The sequence below is a fragment of the Mixta gaviniae genome, assembly GCF_002953195.1.
Classification (GTDB): domain Bacteria; phylum Pseudomonadota; class Gammaproteobacteria; order Enterobacterales; family Enterobacteriaceae; genus Mixta; species Mixta gaviniae.
The window spans coordinates 2,503,503-2,520,372 of record NZ_CP026377.1 but is presented as its reverse complement, the minus strand read 5'-3'; the positions used below and the strand labels follow the sequence as shown (position 1 = coordinate 2,520,372).

At 52.4% G+C, this 16,870-nt stretch carries 20 protein-coding genes and 4 pseudogenes; 14 read left to right on the top strand and 10 right to left on the bottom strand.

All coding sequences use genetic code 11. From position 1 onward, the window contains the following. Position 1: 1 nt before the first annotated feature. On the bottom strand, positions 2–1,192 hold the full coding sequence (locus C2E15_RS11735; RefSeq protein ID WP_104957527.1) for a multidrug effflux MFS transporter: 1,191 nt from the start codon (positions 1,190–1,192) through the stop codon (positions 2–4). Between the two features lie 152 nt (positions 1,193–1,344). Continuing rightward, complete coding sequence (locus C2E15_RS11730; RefSeq protein ID WP_104957526.1) at positions 1,345–1,578, bottom strand: DUF1480 family protein; 234 nt, start codon at positions 1,576–1,578, stop codon at positions 1,345–1,347. Here C2E15_RS11730 and C2E15_RS22405 point away from each other — a divergent pair. Continuing rightward, a pseudogene (locus C2E15_RS22405) lies at positions 1,570–1,716 on the top strand (hypothetical protein); the annotation flags it as partial. The gene C2E15_RS11730 and the pseudogene C2E15_RS22405 sit on opposite strands and share 9 nt — an antisense overlap. Here the strand turns inward: C2E15_RS22405 and C2E15_RS11725 are convergent. Further along, the gene (locus C2E15_RS11725) at positions 1,657–3,384 is read right to left on the bottom strand and encodes a potassium/proton antiporter (RefSeq protein ID WP_104957525.1); all 1,728 of its coding nucleotides are present in this window, start codon (positions 3,382–3,384) and stop codon (positions 1,657–1,659) included. The pseudogene C2E15_RS22405 and the gene C2E15_RS11725 overlap by 60 nt on opposite strands. Positions 3,385–3,630: 246 nt before the next feature. On the opposite strand from C2E15_RS11725, the pseudogene C2E15_RS11720 reads away from it, so the two are divergent. Then, positions 3,631–4,340 (top strand): annotated as a pseudogene (locus tag C2E15_RS11720) (phage antirepressor KilAC domain-containing protein). 317 nt (positions 4,341–4,657) lie between these two features. Here the strand turns inward: C2E15_RS11720 and C2E15_RS11715 are convergent. The 6 genes and pseudogenes from C2E15_RS11715 to C2E15_RS11685 form a co-directional block, all read right to left on the bottom strand. Then, positions 4,658–5,800, bottom strand: coding sequence for a phage integrase Arm DNA-binding domain-containing protein (locus C2E15_RS11715; protein WP_104957524.1), 1,143 nt, complete (start codon positions 5,798–5,800; stop codon positions 4,658–4,660). 293 nt (positions 5,801–6,093) lie between these two features. Continuing rightward, a pseudogene (locus C2E15_RS11705) lies at positions 6,094–6,431 on the bottom strand (hypothetical protein). Continuing rightward, positions 6,424–6,672, bottom strand: coding sequence for a hypothetical protein (locus tag C2E15_RS11700; protein ID WP_104957523.1), 249 nt, complete (start codon positions 6,670–6,672; stop codon positions 6,424–6,426). Before C2E15_RS11700 ends, C2E15_RS11705 begins: the two are co-directional and overlap by 8 nt. A 24-nt stretch (positions 6,673–6,696) precedes the next feature. Then, the gene (locus tag C2E15_RS11695) at positions 6,697–6,885 is read right to left on the bottom strand and encodes a hypothetical protein (protein WP_104957522.1); all 189 of its coding nucleotides are present in this window, start codon (positions 6,883–6,885) and stop codon (positions 6,697–6,699) included. A 10-nt stretch (positions 6,886–6,895) separates the two neighbouring features. Beyond that, complete coding sequence (locus tag C2E15_RS11690) at positions 6,896–7,054, bottom strand: DUF1317 family protein (RefSeq protein WP_104957521.1); 159 nt, start codon at positions 7,052–7,054, stop codon at positions 6,896–6,898. Between the two features lie 541 nt (positions 7,055–7,595). Then, entirely contained in the window at positions 7,596–8,240 is a 645-nt protein-coding gene (locus C2E15_RS11685; protein WP_104957520.1) for a LexA family protein, read from the bottom strand. Between the two features lie 98 nt (positions 8,241–8,338). On the opposite strand from C2E15_RS11685, the gene C2E15_RS11680 reads away from it, so the two are divergent. Both C2E15_RS11680 and C2E15_RS11675 read left to right on the top strand, forming a co-directional pair. After that, positions 8,339–8,554 carry a Cro/CI family transcriptional regulator gene (locus C2E15_RS11680; RefSeq protein ID WP_104959160.1) on the top strand — a complete coding sequence of 72 codons (216 nt, stop codon included), beginning with the start codon at positions 8,339–8,341 and terminating at the stop codon, positions 8,552–8,554. Positions 8,555–8,573: 19 nt separating this feature from the next. Next, on the top strand, positions 8,574–9,035 hold the full coding sequence (locus C2E15_RS11675; protein WP_104957519.1) for a YmfL family putative regulatory protein: 462 nt from the start codon (positions 8,574–8,576) through the stop codon (positions 9,033–9,035). A gap of 245 nt (positions 9,036–9,280) precedes the next feature. Here C2E15_RS11675 and C2E15_RS22210 read toward each other — a convergent pair whose 3' ends face one another. Then, positions 9,281–9,415: a hypothetical protein gene (locus C2E15_RS22210; RefSeq protein WP_281257551.1), complete on the bottom strand. Its 135-nt coding sequence runs from the start codon at positions 9,413–9,415 to the stop codon at positions 9,281–9,283. On the opposite strand from C2E15_RS22210, the gene C2E15_RS22035 reads away from it, so the two are divergent. The 10 genes and pseudogenes from C2E15_RS22035 to C2E15_RS11625 all read left to right on the top strand — a co-directional run bounded on the left by C2E15_RS22035 (position 9,371) and on the right by C2E15_RS11625 (position 16,868). Then, positions 9,371–9,472: a DUF4222 domain-containing protein gene (locus C2E15_RS22035; protein WP_245912399.1), complete on the top strand. Its 102-nt coding sequence runs from the start codon at positions 9,371–9,373 to the stop codon at positions 9,470–9,472. The genes C2E15_RS22210 and C2E15_RS22035 overlap by 45 nt on opposite strands. Continuing rightward, complete coding sequence (locus C2E15_RS11660) at positions 9,469–10,365, top strand: conserved phage C-terminal domain-containing protein (RefSeq protein ID WP_104957516.1); 897 nt, start codon at positions 9,469–9,471, stop codon at positions 10,363–10,365. Before C2E15_RS22035 ends, C2E15_RS11660 begins: the two co-directional genes overlap by 4 nt. Positions 10,366–10,375: 10 nt before the next feature. Beyond that, a complete protein-coding gene (locus C2E15_RS11655; protein ID WP_104957515.1) occupies positions 10,376–10,807 on the top strand; it encodes a PerC family transcriptional regulator in 432 nt (143 codons plus the stop codon). Between the two features lie 115 nt (positions 10,808–10,922). Next, on the top strand, positions 10,923–12,233 hold the full coding sequence (locus tag C2E15_RS11650; protein WP_104957514.1) for a ParB/RepB/Spo0J family partition protein: 1,311 nt from the start codon (positions 10,923–10,925) through the stop codon (positions 12,231–12,233). Next, positions 12,230–12,526, top strand: a pseudogene (locus C2E15_RS11645) (RusA family crossover junction endodeoxyribonuclease); the annotation flags it as partial. The gene C2E15_RS11650 and the pseudogene C2E15_RS11645, both read left to right, overlap by 4 nt. A gap of 100 nt (positions 12,527–12,626) precedes the next feature. Then, positions 12,627–12,908, top strand: a complete 282-nt coding sequence (locus tag C2E15_RS21365; protein ID WP_128861307.1) for a hypothetical protein — start codon at positions 12,627–12,629, stop codon at positions 12,906–12,908. A gap of 540 nt (positions 12,909–13,448) precedes the next feature. Beyond that, complete coding sequence (locus tag C2E15_RS11640; protein WP_104957512.1) at positions 13,449–14,258, top strand: KilA-N domain-containing protein; 810 nt, start codon at positions 13,449–13,451, stop codon at positions 14,256–14,258. Between the two features lie 7 nt (positions 14,259–14,265). Continuing rightward, positions 14,266–15,282, top strand: coding sequence for a DUF968 domain-containing protein (locus tag C2E15_RS11635; RefSeq protein ID WP_104957511.1), 1,017 nt, complete (start codon positions 14,266–14,268; stop codon positions 15,280–15,282). A 22-nt stretch (positions 15,283–15,304) separates the two neighbouring features. Beyond that, a complete protein-coding gene (locus C2E15_RS11630; protein WP_104957510.1) occupies positions 15,305–16,084 on the top strand; it encodes an antitermination protein Q in 780 nt (259 codons plus the stop codon). Between the two features lie 538 nt (positions 16,085–16,622). Beyond that, the gene (locus C2E15_RS11625) at positions 16,623–16,868 is read left to right on the top strand and encodes a phage holin (RefSeq protein ID WP_167391864.1); all 246 of its coding nucleotides are present in this window, start codon (positions 16,623–16,625) and stop codon (positions 16,866–16,868) included. Positions 16,869–16,870: the final 2 nt, after the last annotated feature.

Below are 16,870 nucleotides of genomic sequence, written 5' to 3'. Positions count from 1 at the left end.
GTTACAGCGCGGTGAGCGAGCCGCGCATCTTTTTACTGCAGCGCCACGCCAGAAAGGTGAGCGCTGCGCCCGCCAGCATCATCAGCGCCAGCGCATCCTTTTCCGCCAGCGGCAACGCCATCATCAGCAGGCTGGCCGACGAGCCGCCTGCCATCTGAATAAATCCCGCTAACGCCGAGGCGACGCCCGCCTGCTGTTGATAGGGCTCCAGCGCATAGCTGGTGGCCGGCCCGACGGTAAAGGCGAGCCCGGCAACCGAGATCGCTACCGGCAGCATATAAAGCGCCCAGTGGGTCTGCAGGTGGAGAGGGAACAGCTGCTCACCGGCGAACAGCAGTACGGCGCCCAACAGCATCGCCAGCGTGCCGATCGCCAGACAGAGCGGGCGGCCGACCTTGCGGATCATCTTATTCACCAGCACGCTAACCAGCATAATCCAGAAGCCGTTGGCGCCGAAGGCGATGGAAAACTGCAGGGCACTCAGACGGCCTTCGGTCATCAGCACATGCGGCGCCAGCGAGACATAAGTCAACACCATGCCCAGCGCGCCCGCATTGGCGCAGGCGAAAGCGAGAAAGCGGGGCTCACGCAGGATGGCGCCATACTGCCGCAGCGGCAGACCCTTTACCTTGCGCGTGTCCGCCGGACGCGTTTCCGGCAGCAGCAGGCCAATCAGCAGGCTGATAAACAGCGCGTAGCACACCAGGAACCAGAACGGCGCGCGCCAGCCGAACGCTTCCGCCAGGAAGCCGCCCAGCATCGGCGCCAGCGCCGGAACGATATTCAGCGCGCCGTTCAGGAAGCCGTAGGCCTGCGCCGCTTCATCGCCTGCCAGCCGGTCACGCACGCCGCTGAACGCCACCACCGCTGTGCAGCAGACGGCGCAGCCCTGCACCACGCGCGCCAGCAAAAACATCGGCCAGTTCACTGCGCAGGCGGCCAGCGCGCTGCCGCAGATATAGAGCAGCAGACCGATCATCGCGATCGGCTTACGACCGAAGTTATCCACCAGCGGGCCGGCAACGATCTGCCCCAGCCCCATCACCAGCAGAAAGATGGGAATGGTGGTTTGCACCGTGGCGACCGGTGTCGCCAGCCCCGCCGCGATATCTGGCAGCGTCGGCAAATAGAGATCGATGCCCAGCGGGGCCAGCAGCACCAGACTCAGCAATAAAAGGGTAAATTTTTGCATTAAGGAAGTTAACGTCCTGTATTTTTTGAGCTGCACAGGGTAGAGAGAAGTGAAGAAAAAGGAAAGCGGAAAGTCATAAAATCAGGAGCAGCCCGGCGGCTGCTTCCTGGACCCGGCCCTCAGGCGGGCGCTGGCGCAATCTGACCGATCGCTCAGGCCGGTTTTTTCAAAATCCAGCGATCCTGCTGCTTGTCATAATGCCCAATCTCAAGGTCCACCGGCTGGCCGTCAATCCACGCGGGAACGCTGGTCTCTTCGTCCCAGCCGTCAAGCTGGTAGCTAAGACCGGGATTGGTTTGACAGGGAATGCTAATGGTGTCGGCCGGCTCAGCATTCAGATCTGCATCAATAATCTCGTAGCGACCAATTTTGACTACATGACCCATGGGTTATTTCCCTCCAGGAAAGACGTGAACTTTAAGCGTAGTCGTTCTGGCGGGAAATTCGAGGCGTCGCGGCCAGGATTATTCCTTCTCTTCCGGCACGCGCACGCCGATTTTGATCACCTGATTATCCTCTTTCTCCGCGACGGTCCAGATCAGCTGGTTCCATTCCACCTGATCGCCGACCACCGGCGCACCGCCCAGCATACCGAGGATCAGCTGGCCCAGCGACTGCTGGTCGTTGGTCTCGTCGTTCAGCTCCAGGCCATAGATTTGCGCTACGTCGCGCAGCCGCGCATCGGCGTCAAGGATGAAGTCGCCGAAGAAGCGCTGATCGAGCGCCACCGGCGGCGACTGGCTGAACAGCCTGCCGAGCGCCGGCAGATCGCGTTCACGGCCGATCACGCACAGCACGTCGCCTTCGCGCAGGCGGGTATTGCCGGTCGGGTGCATCAGCACATTGTTGCGGAACAGCGCGGCGATACGCGTTTCGCGCGGCATCTGCAGATCGCGCAGCGCGGCGCCGACGCACCATTTATCGGCGCTCAGCTGGTAGACAAACTGTTCCCACGGGTTTTCCGGATGGATATCCAGCCCGGCGCGGCTAATCGGCGAGGCGGTCGGTGGGACAATCACCTTCGCCTTTTTGGCGGCAAAGCCGAGCGAGGTACCCTGTAGCATCAGCGAGACCAGCACCACGAAAAAGGCGATATTAAAGAACAGCGAGGCATTCTCCAGCCCGGCCATCATCGGAAATACTGCCAGAATAATCGGCACCGCGCCGCGCAGGCCGACCCAGCTGATAAAGACGCGTTCGCGCAGCGTAAAGCTGCGGAAAGGCAGCAGGCCGACAAACACCGATACCGGACGGGCGAAGAGGATCAGCCACAGCGAGAGCAGCATCGCCGGCACGGCGATATGCCAGAGATCGGAAGGGGTGACCAGCAGGCCCAGCACCAGGAACATGCCGATCTGGCTTAGCCAGGCCATGCCGTCGAAAGTCTGTAAAATGCCGTGGCGGTTACGGATCGGCCGGTTGCCCAGCAGAAAGCCGCACAGATAGACGGCGAGGATGCCGCTGCCTTCCAGCACCGTGGTCAGGGCAAACACCAGAATGCCGCCGCTGACCGCCAGCAGAGGGTAAAGCCCGTTCGCCAGTGAAATACGGTTGATTAGCTGCTGAATCGCCCAGCCGCCGCCCAGCCCCAGCACGATGCCCAGGCCGAACTGTTGGATCAGATGCACCACAAACATCCAGCTCAGGCCGGTTTCGCCCTGCTGGATCATCTCAATCAGCGTGATGGTCAGAAACACCGCCATCGGGTCATTGCTGCCCGATTCAATCTCCAGCGTTGAGCTGACGCGTTCGTTCAGCCCTTTATCGCCCAGTAGCGAAAACACCGCGGCAGCATCGGTAGAGCCGATGATCGCGCCGATCAGAAAGCCCTGCATCATATCCAGATGAAACAGCCAGGCGGCGGCCACGCCGGTCAGCCCGGCGGTGATCATCACCCCGACCGTCGCCAGCGATAGCGCCGGGCCCAGCGCCACGCGCAGCGAGCTGGCGCGGGTGCGCATGCCGCCGTCCAGCAAGATCACCGCCAGCGCGAGGTTAGAGACCATATAGGCGAGGGGATAGTTGTCAAAGGCGATGCCGCCGATGCCGTCCACGCCGGTCAGCATGCCGAGCGCGAGGAAGATCACCAAAATAGGGATGCCTAAGCGGGAAGAGAAAGCGCTGAGCAGGATGCTTGAAGCCACCAGCACGGAACCAATAATGAAAAGACTGTAAATGGTGCTGGCATTCAAGGCGGACTCTCCTCGCGATACAGGATAAAAGGGGCGGTTGCAGGTGTGGCACTACTATAGCCGCTTTCAAAAGATAATGCTTTATCAATAGCTTGTCACAGCTGGCCAAAAAAGTTTTTTGTTTTCTTCGCGACGCCCCGCAAATCTGCATTGATTAAAAAAAATACTGGATATCCACACAGTAATCAGTATACTATTTGTACTCCCTCACGGGGCTGTTGCTATTTGCAAGTAAATGGTGAAGCTATGATGATTTCAACTGAGAGCCTGAACGCTCTTCATCAATCCGTCACAATGAGTAGCCGTGAAATCGCTGAGATGACCGGTAATACCCATGGCGAAGTGAAACGTCTGATCAAAAGTCTGGAAACCGCGCAGCGGCTGTCGCAGCCTCTGACGGCGTGGGATTACGAAGCCGACGGAACGGTGCGCCAGGAGTATCGCCTTAACAAGCGCGACTCGGTGCTGGCTGTCGCCCGCCTCTCACCAGCCTTTACGGCGGAAGCGCTCGATCGCTGGCAGGAGCGCGAAAAAGTGGCGCACCTGCCCGATTTTACCAACCCCGCCGAAGCGGCGCGCGCCTGGGCTGAGCAGTTCGAGCAGCGCCAGAAGGCAGAGCAGCAGCTGGCGCTTTTCGCCCCAAGGCGGAATTCTTCGACCGTTACGTCACGGTTGAAGAGGAATCGATGGGTTTCCGTCAGGTGTGCAAAATGCTGAAGGTGAAAGAGCCTGAGTTCCGTCAGTTCCTGCTGGAGCGTAATATTATGTACCGTATGAGCGGCACCCTGACGCCGCATCAGCAGCATCTGAACGCTGGCCGTTTTACCCTGCGCTCCGGGGTAGGCGAAAACCAGCATGCCTTTTCACAAGCGCGCTTTACGCCGAAAGGTGTGAAATGGGTCGCCAGCCTATGGGCCGGCCATATCGCCTCACAGCCGAAAGGCGCTGCGGCCTGATACTCAGCAGGAAGGAATAATGAAAGGATGTCACAGCGAGAAAAAAGCCGGTCAGCGACCGGCTTTTTTATTGCCCACGATCCGCCTTTTGCCGATGCGCGGGCGGACGGGGTGGCGCGACAGAACGCGCCGCCCGTATGCAGGGCCATTTCAGGCAGCGGCCTGACTGCTAACCCTCTGCCGCCTGCTTGTGAAGCAAATAGCGGAATGATAACTTGCTAAATAATATGAATTTTTATCCTTCCCCAAAACCCCTCCAAAATTTCCCTCCAAAATGAATTTTAAAATCTGAAAAGATTGAACTGTTATTGGCTTGCTCAAATCGCCAGAGTTTGCCAGCCCGAACCACGCTCATCATTATAACGATCGGTCATTGCCATAGATTTATGGCCCAAAAGAAGTTGAGTGTCGATCCCTTGGGCACGATAGAGCCTTTCCGATAAAGAACGCTGTTCATGAAATGACGGTGGTGTTTTGTCTTTTGCTACTTTTATGCCTGCTATGTCGCGGGATTCAGAAAAGTAGCGAGACAATGAGTTTTCATCTAAAGGATCACCGGCTTTAGCTGCACCGTGTGGACGGCTATGGTGAATCATGTAAGGGCTTAAAACTCTGTCACGACAGATTGCAACCACATCTGATAAGGTCATTTCTAACGCATCACAACGAAGCGTAAGGGGGAGAGCTATCCGTGACCCTGTCTTTAATTGCTCAATGTGAAGGTAGCCGTCCCAGATATCTGTAAATTTCATTTTAGCTATGTCAGAACGGCGCTGCCCAGTAACCAGAGCCAGAAGCATTGAGTTAGAAGCTGCTGGTGGCCATTTCTCTTTCGCTGCTTCATAAATTTTTTGCCAGTCGCTGAAAGAAAGACGGGAGCGCTTAACTTTGTTATGGGCCTTTTTGGTTGCTAAAGCTGGGTTAAAGCCTTGGTCAACTTCACCTGCATGCTGCGCTTCTTTAAAAAGGTCAATCCAGACACCGCGCAAGAGTTGCGACATGCGTGATTTCCCGCTGTCCTTATATTCATCAAGGACCATAGCAATAGACTTTGTATCTATATCCTTTAAGCGAGCATCGGGAAAACGCCGTTCCAGAATCCTGGCGTACTGTGCGCGGGTTTTCATGGTCGACAGCGCAATTTCCTTAGCCTTAAAACGTTCCTCACAAATTTTTATGTATTTACTGATCCATTCGAAAAGCCGGGTGCCCGGATCGGTTTTCGACTCCTTCCTTATAGCCATATCAACCAGCATGGAAATCTGGCTGGTCTGTTGCTGGCTGATTAGCCTGTTGGCTTCAACCGCAGCCTCCTTAGCTGCGGTTTCATCTGTTCCAAAACCGATAAACTGGTTCGTTAAAGGATGGCGATATTGCCAATAAACCTTACTGGTCCGCTTATCAAGCTTGCAGTAAAGGTTAGGGATCGAGACATTATGTTTTCTGGGGCGTGCCGCCATTAAGAGCTTTCTCCAATAAGGCGCGAGCAGGGCGCGATAGATTTGCTGAAATATCAGGCTTTGCCTGGACCCCAATGAATTTAGCGTGTTCATCTACGACCCAACATCTACCTTGTTTTATCGGTTGTGGGTAGATTTATCCCGTCTTTGCGTAAGTGTTAAGCGTGACGGATTTAGGCGGATACCTGAATCCATTGGGACCAGTGGCCCATTCTTTTATCGGTATTAACTGCCCCATACATTCTCCACACATTAACCTGCTGCAACAGGTATGCTTCTTTAATTGTGACATGTCACAACGTTAAAATTAGTTCCTTATGTCCGCTAGTGACCCAGCACTGCGAATCACCCTGGCACGGACAGGCGTTGACCGGCAGCCGATCGCCACACTTGCCGCACTGGCGCTTACGGATGGAACGAATACGGCTACGCCTCGCGCATTGTCTTGGCGAATTAATAGGGCGATATACTCGTTCAGTTCATAGGGTTCACGACCCGGACGCCGGGCGGCGCAATTCTGCGCCACTATTTCCACTTCCTGAGCATCAAGTGCCAGTTGCAGTGTCTTAACGCCCGCAGCGGCCTGCCGGGCACGTTGTGCAGCTTTACGCTCGGCAGGGGATTTAGGCATCAATCCACCCCGGCGCGACTTTGAGCATAGAACGATATGTCAGGGTATTGGCGCACTCACGACCCGCGGCGATCATTTCCTGTGTTGGCTCGATCGGCACCAACTGCCAGCCCTTCGGCACCACCGGTGCTGGCGGCGCGGCGCGGTCGAACGGCTCAATAATTTCGGCTGTTTCCGTGTCGGTTATTTCTCTCAGGTGCGCTAGACCCTCGGCATCTACTTCTTCCCATGCCGTTCTCATGCCGTTGTATAGATTACGCTCCCGTTAAAAGTATCGCGGCTCCTGCTGTGCCAGCTCCTGCAGTTCATCGCCACGCACCAGCGCCACATCGAGGCGGGTCGCCAGCTCAGCGATCATCTTCGCAAGCTCGATCAACGGTGTATCCATGCCCATAGCCTTGGCAAACTGGTGCCCTGCGGCAACCAACTCTTTATTTGATAATTCGGTTTTCATGCTGGTGGCCTCAGTGAATGGTTACTTTGCTGTTAAGGTCTTCAGCGATGCGCTGAGCTGTTAACAGATTGGTGACCACATTACCTTTTGGGGTAACCCAGCCACCTAAAATAAAGCTGTAGGGCAGGGTGATTATCCCTACGGTGATATGGTCATTAGGCTTTTGCATTTATCTCCCCACACATGATTTTTGGTTGCATGAATCCCTTGCCAGTGATGGCAATAAAAAAGAAAGGGATTCAGTTTTTGGCTGGTAAGCTACTGCAATAGCCCACAGCCCCGATTACTCCACATACTTACAAAAGGGAAAGCATTGTCAGAACGCTTCAGGTGCTATACCCACCATCGGCTGATGCTCTTTCTGTTGTCTGCCACACTCTCGCAGTGGCTGCGCTCATGCCCTTGAGTCGTATGCCGCCCTGTGGCCACCCATAACCAGTTCAGGATTGGCGTTCCTGATGCTTCCCCGGCGCTACTTCTATTCATTAACCCTAACCAGATGCGAAGCTGACTCACGACGTGAGACTCGGACGCAGGTCATTACTCCGCGATTGCTGCCTTTCGGCTGCTGCGGTCTAACCACGTTAGTACTTCATGGCAAAAGATTCCTGGACAGCATCAAGCTTGCTTCGATATGCTAAATCTAAGATAACTTAGGTTTATGATCAAGAGATAAGCCTAAATAAATTTAGGCTTGAGTGATGGGTCGCTTAGCGGCGTATTAGTCGGCGGTGTTCAACAAGAACGCCAATGATATTGAATTTTTCTGTAGCAGAGCTACGAATAGCAAAATCTTCGTTTAGCGGTACGAGTTCAAAGATTTCTTTACCATCTTCGGTAATTCCTCTTGCCCGATACTTTTTGAAAGTTGCTTCGTCTTCGCCGTTCTTGGCAACTACATAATCTCCAGGTTGCGGTCTCAACTCAGGATCTACAAGGATTAAATCTCCTTCAACAAACTCTGGCTCCATAGATTTACCTTTAATCTTCAGAGCAAAGGTGCCTTGAGAGAAGTCACCGGTGGTCAACACGTAATCGATATTCCCTTCTAAATTGCGTGCATCACATTCAGCACTCCATACGCCAGCCTGTACGTAGCTGATTATGGGTACTTTTAATGCTCCAGGTGATGCAGGCGCTACGTTTGCTTCATCCTCTTTACCGTACAATAGATGGCTTTCGCTTACACCTAAAAATGCCGCCAGCTTTGATAGAGATTTGCCGCCCGGAGTGTTTAAGTCTCTTTCCCAATACCCAACTGTTACATCTGAAACGCCGACTGCCTTGCCAAGCTGCCCTTGGGTCAGCTTCCTTTCCGTTCGTAACGCTCGCAAGCGTTTTCCTAGAGAGCTCACAATGTATCCCCTGAATAAAAAATAGCTAAGTAATCTTAGTTTTTATTGACCAAAGTTAAATTAGAAAATATCATCTAAGAAATATTAGGATGGTATGTATGACAACCACAGACTTAGAGAAGTATTTCGGCACCCCAAACAAAGCAGCAGCTTTTTTTAATGTGTCACCAGAAGCGTTTTATCAGTGGCGTAAGCGCCCGAACGGGATAATCCCCAAAGGCCGGGCAACAGAGGCAGCTTTGCGTACTAACGGGAAACTTATATTCGAACCGTCCCTGTACGGAAAGACTACCCCAACTGCAGAAGCAGCGTAAATACCAAAGGAAAACCGAGATGGTAGGCATAAAAGAGACAGTAAAGGCGATGTGCAAATCCGACCCTGGTGGTCGTTCGGCAATGGCAGGCGCGCTGGTGATGACTGCAACGCAATTCAACAACAATCTGTATGAGAAAAATGGCTGCCGGTTCTTTGAACATCACGAGCTGGAAGCGATGGAAGATCTGCCGGGTACCAGCCTGCTGGGCGACTACTTTGCCCGCCGACGTGGGGCGCTGTTGGTAGATGTCCCGAAGTTTGAGGACATGGACAGAGAGGAACGATTTAGTAAAAAAATGCGCACGGCAGCGATGCGCGGTTACGTTGACCAGATCATCGGACAGGCTTTGGAAGATGGCGCGATAGATGAAATGGAAGCGCAAGAAATCGAAAATTTCCACCACAAGCATCTGGCTGCTCGGGAAGAAGTTCGGGCAATTCTGGCTCTTTTTCGCAAGAAAAAATCACTAAAAAAGTGATACCCGGGGGTTGCAGCCCCGGGTGTCGTTCGCGACCAAATCGTGTGTGGAGAAATTAATCGCATGAGCATTTTAACCAGAAAAGCAGGTGTGCCGCAATTACGCTGCCGGGCAATGTCAGGCGGAAAAACTGCTTCCCCATTTCGGTATGAGGTCAATGTAATGGGTCGCTGGATTGCCAGCAACTACCAGTTTGCCGCTTGGGTTGTAGATAGTGGCCGTTCACTGGTACGTGAGAGTAAGGTTTAGTCGCTATGGATAACGAAATTATTAAACCTTGGGTTGAGCGTTTTCTGGATCAGCATGGTGTGGTCGTTGAGACGATTGGCGTTGACATCGTTAATCATCGCGTCATTTACCAGCGGCCTGGCTACGAGCATGATTGCATCTGCCCGCGCCGTGACTGGCAAAAAAATTTCAGGAAGGTAGAGCCATGAGTTTGTTACTTAAGGTTAAACCATTAGTGATTAGCCCTGAGCTAGCGAGCCGCATCGGCCTTAATGAAGCGATCGTGCTTCAGCAAATTTGCTACTGGCTGGAAGACACTACCTCTGGCGTAGAGCATGACGGCCGCCGTTGGGTTTATAACACCATCGAGGAATGGACACAGCAATTCCCTTTTTGGTCTGAAAAGACAGTGAAAAGAGCATTAACCTCACTGAAAAATCTTGAACTTATCTATGTTGAGCAGCTTAAAAAGACTCAGCATGACCGCACAAATTATTATGCGATCAATCACAGAAGCCCTCTGTTATCCGATGGGGACAAATTGACCCCATCGAGAAGGTCAAATTGCCCCGATCGAAAAGGTCAAATCGTCCCAATGGAGAGGGCCAATCTGGGCTCATCCAACGGGTCAACTTGTCCCGATCTTACAGAGAATACAACAGAGATTACTACAGAGATTACAAAAGACACTTCTTGTCCGGTTGCTGTGCAACCCGACCCTAATGAAGTTATTAATTCTCTGGCTAAACAGGTTCTGTTGCATCTCAACCAGGTGACCGGGGCAAAATTCCAGATGAGCGATTCGTCTCTGGCAAATGTTCGCGCCCGCCTGGCTGATGGTCATACAGTCTCCGAACTGCAGCTGGTGGTCGATTACAAGCATGAGCACTGGCATGACACCGAACAGGATCAATACCTGCGCCCTAAAACGCTGTTCACACCGTCTAACTTCCCCGGCTATCTGAAGTCAGCCACAAAATGGGAGCGAAACGGCCGACCCGATCGCAGCCAGTGGAACACGTTCAAATCGGGTCAACAGCGCGATATCAACATTATTTCTCAGACAGACAACCAAATCCCCGACGGTTTCCGTGGCGCTTAACAGGAGAAGCATGATGAACGACAAAGCACTGATTCTTACTTACCTCCTGGCGTATCCGGGGATAACGTCCGCTCAACTGACCAGGGCTACGGGTATTCGCCGTCCTGACGTAAACGGGATACTTAGCGCGCTTACTCTCATCGGTGATGCGTACCGTGACGCTAAAGGGCGCTACTTCGTGTCAGAGCAGGCTTCAGAAGGGGACCAGAGGTTTTCAGAGTTGAGTGATAAAGCTTGTCGGCTTGAAGAAAAGGGCTGGTGGAATCGCGCCGCTGAGGTCTGGCTGTGTGCGATGGATTCAACCCGCAAAGAAACCTTACGTCAGAAAGCCATTCTGCGGCGCAAACACTGCATCAGTACAGGTGCCGTTCGCTGCGGAAGCTATGGCGGGATAAGCAGCGCCATCGTTCGCGATGCGAGCCTGGAGGATGTGTTCCGGTGAAACGCAAGGTACCAGGCCACTACGAACAAAACGTTGTTTTTTACCAAAGCATTCGCACCGCGGCACTGATGATTACCGCACTGGTTATTTTCCTGACATGGGAGCTGGCAACTGTATGAGCACGCTATCACTCGTTTACAAAGACAAAGAAAAAAACTCTACTGAAATAACTACCCGCAAAACCTATTTACTGGGCGTTGATGAACTGTACGTTGAACCGGGCTACAACGTCCGTGAGATTGACCAGACGCACGCAGAAGAATTCCGCGATGCGTTTATTGCCGGTGAGCATGTTCCTCCGCTGGCCGTTCAGGTCACAGAGAAGGGCATTAAGGTTATCGACGGCCATCACCGCTACTTCGGCGCGAAAATGGCACAGGAAGCGGGTTATGAGCTGCGCCTGGAATGCAAAGACTTCGTAGGCAGTGAAGCCGATCGCATCGCCTTCATGGTTACCAGCAGCCAGGGGCGTGCATTACAGCCTCTGGAGCGTGCCGCCGCATATCAGCGCCTGATTAATCAGGGGTGGGAACCGGCAGAAATCGCGAAGAAGGTTAAGCGTTCGGTTACGGACGTAGAGCAGCATCTGCAGCTGCTGACCTGCGGTGACGGCCTGATCGAGATGGTGAAAGCTGGTGAGGTAGCCGCAACGACCGCCGTCGCCCTGCAGCGTGAACATGGCGCTAAAGCCTCATCCGTTGCTCAGGAGCAGATGGAAAAGGTCAAAGCGGCTGGCAAGAAGAAGCTGACCCGCGCCGCAGCTATGCCGCAGTTCAGCGTAACCAAAGCCCGCCGTCTGGTGGAGCTGATGGCCAGCTTTTATTTTACCGATGATGGCGTTATTGCTGACGACACACTGTACCTGGAGGCGATGGGTATTCTGGAAGAGTATCGTGACGTGCATGGGTGCCCACAGCCCAAAGCAGAACTTGGGCCAGCCCAGGAAGAAACAACAGGCGAAACAGCGTTGCCACTTACCCGGGATGACATTATCAACCAGAGCGGCGTAGAGGTCTGGGCATGTGCATCGGCTATGTTCGGCAGCAAGCCTGAATTTACGTTCAACGAGTCAAAGTTTGCGCATACATGGGCTGCTGACTCAGTCGAACGTCCTGAAATTGTTGTGGTACCCACTGAAACGATCGCCAAAGCCGTGAAGCTGATTAAAACCAGGCAGGATGACGAAGCGCTGAAGGCGTGGATTACAACGCAGTATGGTGATTCAGATGAAAACGCTGAACGGTTCATGCGCTTTGTCTCGGTGGCTATCGAAACTCACCTGGACAACGGCCTCTCAATGAATGAATTCATCCAGCTGCTGGAAAAAACTGACCGAAATTGCTGGTCGAACATCAGAATGCTGAGAGAAGCTATTCGCGAACAGTTTGAGCAAAGCGTCAGCCAGAGCGCAGGAGAAACAGCATGAAGCTAATCCTGCCTTTCCCGCCAAGCGTAAACGGCTACTGGCGGGCAACAAATAAGGGAATGAAAATCAGCGCCTCCGGGCGCTGTTTCCGCGCCAATGCCATCGCCGCCGTATACGAGCAGCTCAGTTGTCGTCCTAAGCCATTAACCTGTCCTTTAGACGTTAGTATCGTATTATATCCGCCTGACCGCCGTAAGCGCGATTTGGACAACTTCCAGAAAGCGCTTTTTGACAGCCTGACCTACGCCGGGGTCTGGAAAGACGATAGCCAGATCATGAGATTTTCAGTTGAGTAGGGAGAGGTTAAACGCAATGGTAGAGTGGATATATTGATAAATAATTTTAATGTGATAAAAGATTTAACACCAATAATAGCATTAAGGACAGGAAAAAATGTGGGGAATTACTGCTAAGCATGTTACTTGTGTATCAGAGGTTTTGGCAGCTTCAGCGATTCTGGCTTCGGCTGTAACCTTTGTTGCAGATAAATGGCATTACAGTAAGCAGGTTTATGTTAGCGCATCAGTGGTAACTAGTAGCCCACGTAATTTATCACTTTTAGTGTCTAATGATGGGCAAATTGATGTTGCAATAAAACAAGTTACTATTGAGGTTCCTGGTTACGGTTTCACTAACCCAGTCAACCTTGCAATTGGCGGGGAACTGCTTCAATGAAATACTTCTAAGCTGCTTAAATCCGTTCCGTCCTCTTTAAATAGCTCTGTAATAGCAGATGCAGAAGATAAAAACTCCAAACTTTCCTCGATAGAAAAAACGGACTGCAACGTTAAAATAAGGTATGTATCCGCTAATGATGAACAGTCAGGCGTAATCCCTCTAAAGTTAAAATGCTATGCGGCGTCAATTGTTGATCCAGAGGAATTAAAGAAAATCATTGGTTCGCTTGATAATTAAACAAGAAAAACCTGATTTCACTGCAGTGATTAAGGCTTAACCTTATGATCTTACTAGGGATAGGGGTTGTAAGGTTTTATATAATTGCTTTAGCGTGACAGGTCACAGTGAATGAAAAAAACGTATTAATTTTTTCGATAGGAAAAAAATGTAGCTGAAACATCTTCGCTGATACAGGGCCAATGAAATTCGTTATATTAACTATGCGCGTTGTTCTTGCAGGAGCAGCGCGCAAAGGTCGGTCTCGTTTGTTTGCAGACAAAGGGGCGGGGCCGGATAAAACTACGTGTGGAGAAACCAATGAATCAGCTATTCGTAATTGATGGCATTTCTGTTCGCCGCGATATCGACGGACGTTACTGCCTTAATGATTTGCATCGGGCGGCCATTACCAGTGGCGCGAACGAGCGCACCAAAGAGCCAGGAAAGTTCCTTTCCAGTCAGCAGACATCAGAACTTGTTGAAGAATTAGCCGTTACCCAAAATTTGGGTATCGCCCCTGTCAATGCCATACGCGGTGGCAGCGGGCAGGGTACCTATGTCTGTAAGGAACTGGTTTACTCCTACGCGATGTGGGTAAGCCCGAAATTTCACCTTAAAGTGATCCGTACGTTTGATGCTGTAGTGAGCCAGGGGCAAATCCCGGCGAGCGTTTCAGCTGATAAGGTGCAGGCTGGCGTTATCCTTCTTGAATCCGCAGCAAAGATGCTCAACCTTTCAAATTCGTCAAAGCTGGGTGCCTACCAGAAATTACAGCATGCAGCTGGCCTGCCTGATCTGATGCCTCATTATGCTGTTGACGCACCAGCTGGCGCGACAGACGGCTCAAGCCGCCCGACACAATCACTCAGTGCTCTTCTGAAGGCTAACGGCGTTCGGATGTCAGCGAGCCAGGCATATCATCAACTGGTGAAGCTTGGCATTGCAGAACAGAAAACCCGCCGAAGCAATTCAGGGCTTAATGGCATCAAAAACTTTTGGTCGCTCACAGCCAAAGGCCGCCTGTACGGGAAAAATATCACCAGCCCGGTAAACCCGCGCGAAACGCAGCCGCATTTCTTTGAATCGAAGTTTGCAGAACTCCTGCGTCTTCTTGATACCGTCAACTGAGGGTCGCATGAGAGCATTATTAACGCCCGATGTGGCACCTAAGACAGGCATTGTTATTCTGAAGCCGGGCGCGGAGCTGCTCCCCATGTTCCGTACGCGCGTTCTCATCATGACGCCACCGCATTCCATGGAGGACCTGCCATCAGGCCGCCTGGCTGATGGAGGCCAGCCGTTGCTGGATGAAAAGCCGCTCATTAATTTTTTTACCGCTGAGCGCGTTATCAGAGCTGCTGGTGGCAGGCGCGCTCTGGAGGATTGGGTGGCGACGCTGAACACATGCCAGTGGCAGGCTGGCGGGGATTACCATCCCCACCATCAAACCACGCTGCGCACCGAAAGCGGTGCGGTCTGCCTTTGCTACAGTCACGACAACCAGTTCAGGGATATCGCTGTTCCTGAGCGGCTGGAAGAGACCGCAAAGCTCAACGTAGCCGCCTGGGTGATCCGCACAGCGTGCCATGATATGGGGCTGGGGGAAGAGCACCCGTTGACGTGGCCTGAATTATGCTGGTGGGCATCACTGAAGGAAGCTATTGACCTCATCCCTGATATGGCAGCGCGGCGCGTGCTGCGGTTACCGGTCGAAAAGGCATCTACGGGACCTAAAAAAGAGGCGTTTATTATTCCTGAGCCTGACGCTGTTGGCATGCTCAGGAACGCCAGCGTTGAGGTAAAGCGCATCCTCGCCTTGAATGTCGACCCGGAGTCGCCGGAATCGTTCATGCTGAGGCCAAGGCGTCGGCGCTGGGAAAACGAGTCATATACCCGGTGGGTTAAAGCACAGAACTGCGCCTGTTGCGGTATGCCCGCAGACGATCCGCATCACATCATCGGGCATGGGCAGGGAGGTATGGGAACAAAGGCGCATGATTTATTCGTGATTCCGCTTTGCAGGGCGCATCACGATGAATTGCATGCGGACATGCAGGCGTTTGAAGAGCAGTACGGCAGCCAGTTAGCGCTGCTTTTCAGGTTTATGGATCACGCGATTGCAGTCGGCGTGACTGGAACAGGCAAGAAATAAAAATGTGTGGAGACAGGTGAGCATGAAAATCGAATCATCACTTAAATATTTCAGCCCAAAGACGATGAACATCAGTGATACATCACGGGCAACAGCGTTTGACGGTCACAGTGGGACGGATTTAATGGCTGCTATTGGCATGTGTCAGTCAAAGGCTCCATTCGGCGTAGCTGCTCTTCTGGCTAAATCTGGCATCAGCCCCGAGGATAAACAAAAAGCAGTACAGCACCTTATGCGTTATGCCCGCGACAATGCCCCAAAGCTGGTTGTGAAAGCTGCTGGCCCCAAATTACCCGCATGCCTTGCCGTGCTGTCTAAGATGGCGCTTGAGGAATATGCACGCTCGGCAGCCAGTAGCGAGGTATGCCCGGACTGCAACGGACGCGGCCTGATTAACGGATTAGAGCATGTCATGGTTCACCCAGGATGCGGCTCACCGGAAAGCCCCGGATATGTTCCCCCAAAATACCGCCTCGACAGTACAGAAAAAACCTGCGTGACATGTCACGGCAAAGGAACAATCTCAGCCCGCTGTCGTTGTAACGGTAGTGGTCGCGCGCGGGATATTGAGGCATCAAAGGCACAGGGCTGCATTGTTGAGAAAAAATGCGAGCGGTGTGAAGGGAGAGGATTTAAACGTATGCCGGGAAGTAAAGCATACCGCGCCGTTAAGGCTATTTTGCCAGACTTTCAGGAAAGAACATGGAACCGGAACTGGCGACCGTTCTTCGAAAAGCTGGTGGCAAAACTCGACATAGAAGAAAGCTATGCTGACGCACAGTTTCAAAAAATCACAAGATAGCCATTTTCGACCATTATCACAGCACTTTATAAACAAAATTCTTGATTTTGTCCGAAAATGACTTATAGTTATCCCATCGTGGGGTTTTTATAACCTTCAGCCACAAACATCAAAACAGAACCTCGCCAAGCGGCGGGGTTTTTTTATTTCAACACAACGTAAAAGACACTGGTGTGTAACGGGCCCACACTCCGCTTACACGGGCACTGCTGCTAACAGTTCTCAGTGTCTTTCACGTTGTGGTGAATCAAGCCCGGCATAAGAAATGCGCAGGGTAACTGTCAGGGTGGGGACAGGAGGGAAACGCCATCACTGCCGTCTGAAAGAATGGCCACCACAACACATAAAAATCCCTGCAGTTGACGAGCCGGGCAGTTACTGCTTTTGCGTCAGGGATGTTTTTAAAGAGGTCAGCCACAGATCTGGCCTTTTCTTTTTGCTCCCTTCCAGTCCTTATTCCTATTCCCTTTTGCTGTGTGGGAAGGGGGCGCTTTTATTCAGACTACAGACAGCACCGACCGTAATCACGGAGGTGGCAATGAGCATCAATCATATGAGCAAACTGGCATCAGGCGCAGCTTACGGCGCATCTGCTGGGGCAGTAGCCAACGGCCTGTTGACCCGGCTCAGTCCTGACGAATGGAGCGCCGTCGGCGTTATCGCGGGCATTATCGTGGCGTTATTCACATTCGCTATTAACTGGTATTACAAACGAAAGCACACATTGGCGCAGATTCAGGCTCTCCAGCGCTGGCCCACACAGCAGCAACTGAATGAGGATTAGCA

Excerpts from the sequence above, each read along its gene's own strand:
- C2E15_RS11640 (WP_104957512.1), top strand. The coding sequence starts at position 13,449 with ATGAATCAGCTATTCGTAATTGATGGCATTTCTGTTCGCCGCGATATC.
- C2E15_RS11650 (WP_104957514.1), top strand. The coding sequence starts at position 10,923 with ATGAGCACGCTATCACTCGTTTACAAAGACAAAGAAAAAAACTCTACT.
- C2E15_RS11735 (WP_104957527.1), bottom strand. The coding sequence starts at position 1,192 with ATGCAAAAATTTACCCTTTTATTGCTGAGTCTGGTGCTGCTGGCCCCG.
- C2E15_RS21365 (WP_128861307.1), top strand. The coding sequence starts at position 12,627 with ATGTGGGGAATTACTGCTAAGCATGTTACTTGTGTATCAGAGGTTTTG.
- C2E15_RS11675 (WP_104957519.1), top strand. The coding sequence starts at position 8,574 with ATGGTAGGCATAAAAGAGACAGTAAAGGCGATGTGCAAATCCGACCCT.
- C2E15_RS22210 (WP_281257551.1), bottom strand. The coding sequence starts at position 9,415 with ATGCTCGTAGCCAGGCCGCTGGTAAATGACGCGATGATTAACGATGTC.
- C2E15_RS11695 (WP_104957522.1), bottom strand. The coding sequence starts at position 6,885 with ATGAAAACCGAATTATCAAATAAAGAGTTGGTTGCCGCAGGGCACCAG.
- C2E15_RS11730 (WP_104957526.1), bottom strand. The coding sequence starts at position 1,578 with ATGGGTCATGTAGTCAAAATTGGTCGCTACGAGATTATTGATGCAGAT.
- C2E15_RS11700 (WP_104957523.1), bottom strand. The coding sequence starts at position 6,672 with ATGAGAACGGCATGGGAAGAAGTAGATGCCGAGGGTCTAGCGCACCTG.
- C2E15_RS11655 (WP_104957515.1), top strand. The coding sequence starts at position 10,376 with ATGATGAACGACAAAGCACTGATTCTTACTTACCTCCTGGCGTATCCG.
- C2E15_RS11660 (WP_104957516.1), top strand. The coding sequence starts at position 9,469 with ATGAGTTTGTTACTTAAGGTTAAACCATTAGTGATTAGCCCTGAGCTA.
- C2E15_RS11630 (WP_104957510.1), top strand. The coding sequence starts at position 15,305 with ATGAAAATCGAATCATCACTTAAATATTTCAGCCCAAAGACGATGAAC.
- C2E15_RS11690 (WP_104957521.1), bottom strand. The coding sequence starts at position 7,054 with ATGCAAAAGCCTAATGACCATATCACCGTAGGGATAATCACCCTGCCC.
- C2E15_RS11715 (WP_104957524.1), bottom strand. The coding sequence starts at position 5,800 with ATGGCGGCACGCCCCAGAAAACATAATGTCTCGATCCCTAACCTTTAC.
- C2E15_RS11680 (WP_104959160.1), top strand. The coding sequence starts at position 8,339 with ATGACAACCACAGACTTAGAGAAGTATTTCGGCACCCCAAACAAAGCA.
- C2E15_RS11625 (WP_167391864.1), top strand. The coding sequence starts at position 16,623 with ATGAGCATCAATCATATGAGCAAACTGGCATCAGGCGCAGCTTACGGC.
- C2E15_RS11635 (WP_104957511.1), top strand. The coding sequence starts at position 14,266 with ATGAGAGCATTATTAACGCCCGATGTGGCACCTAAGACAGGCATTGTT.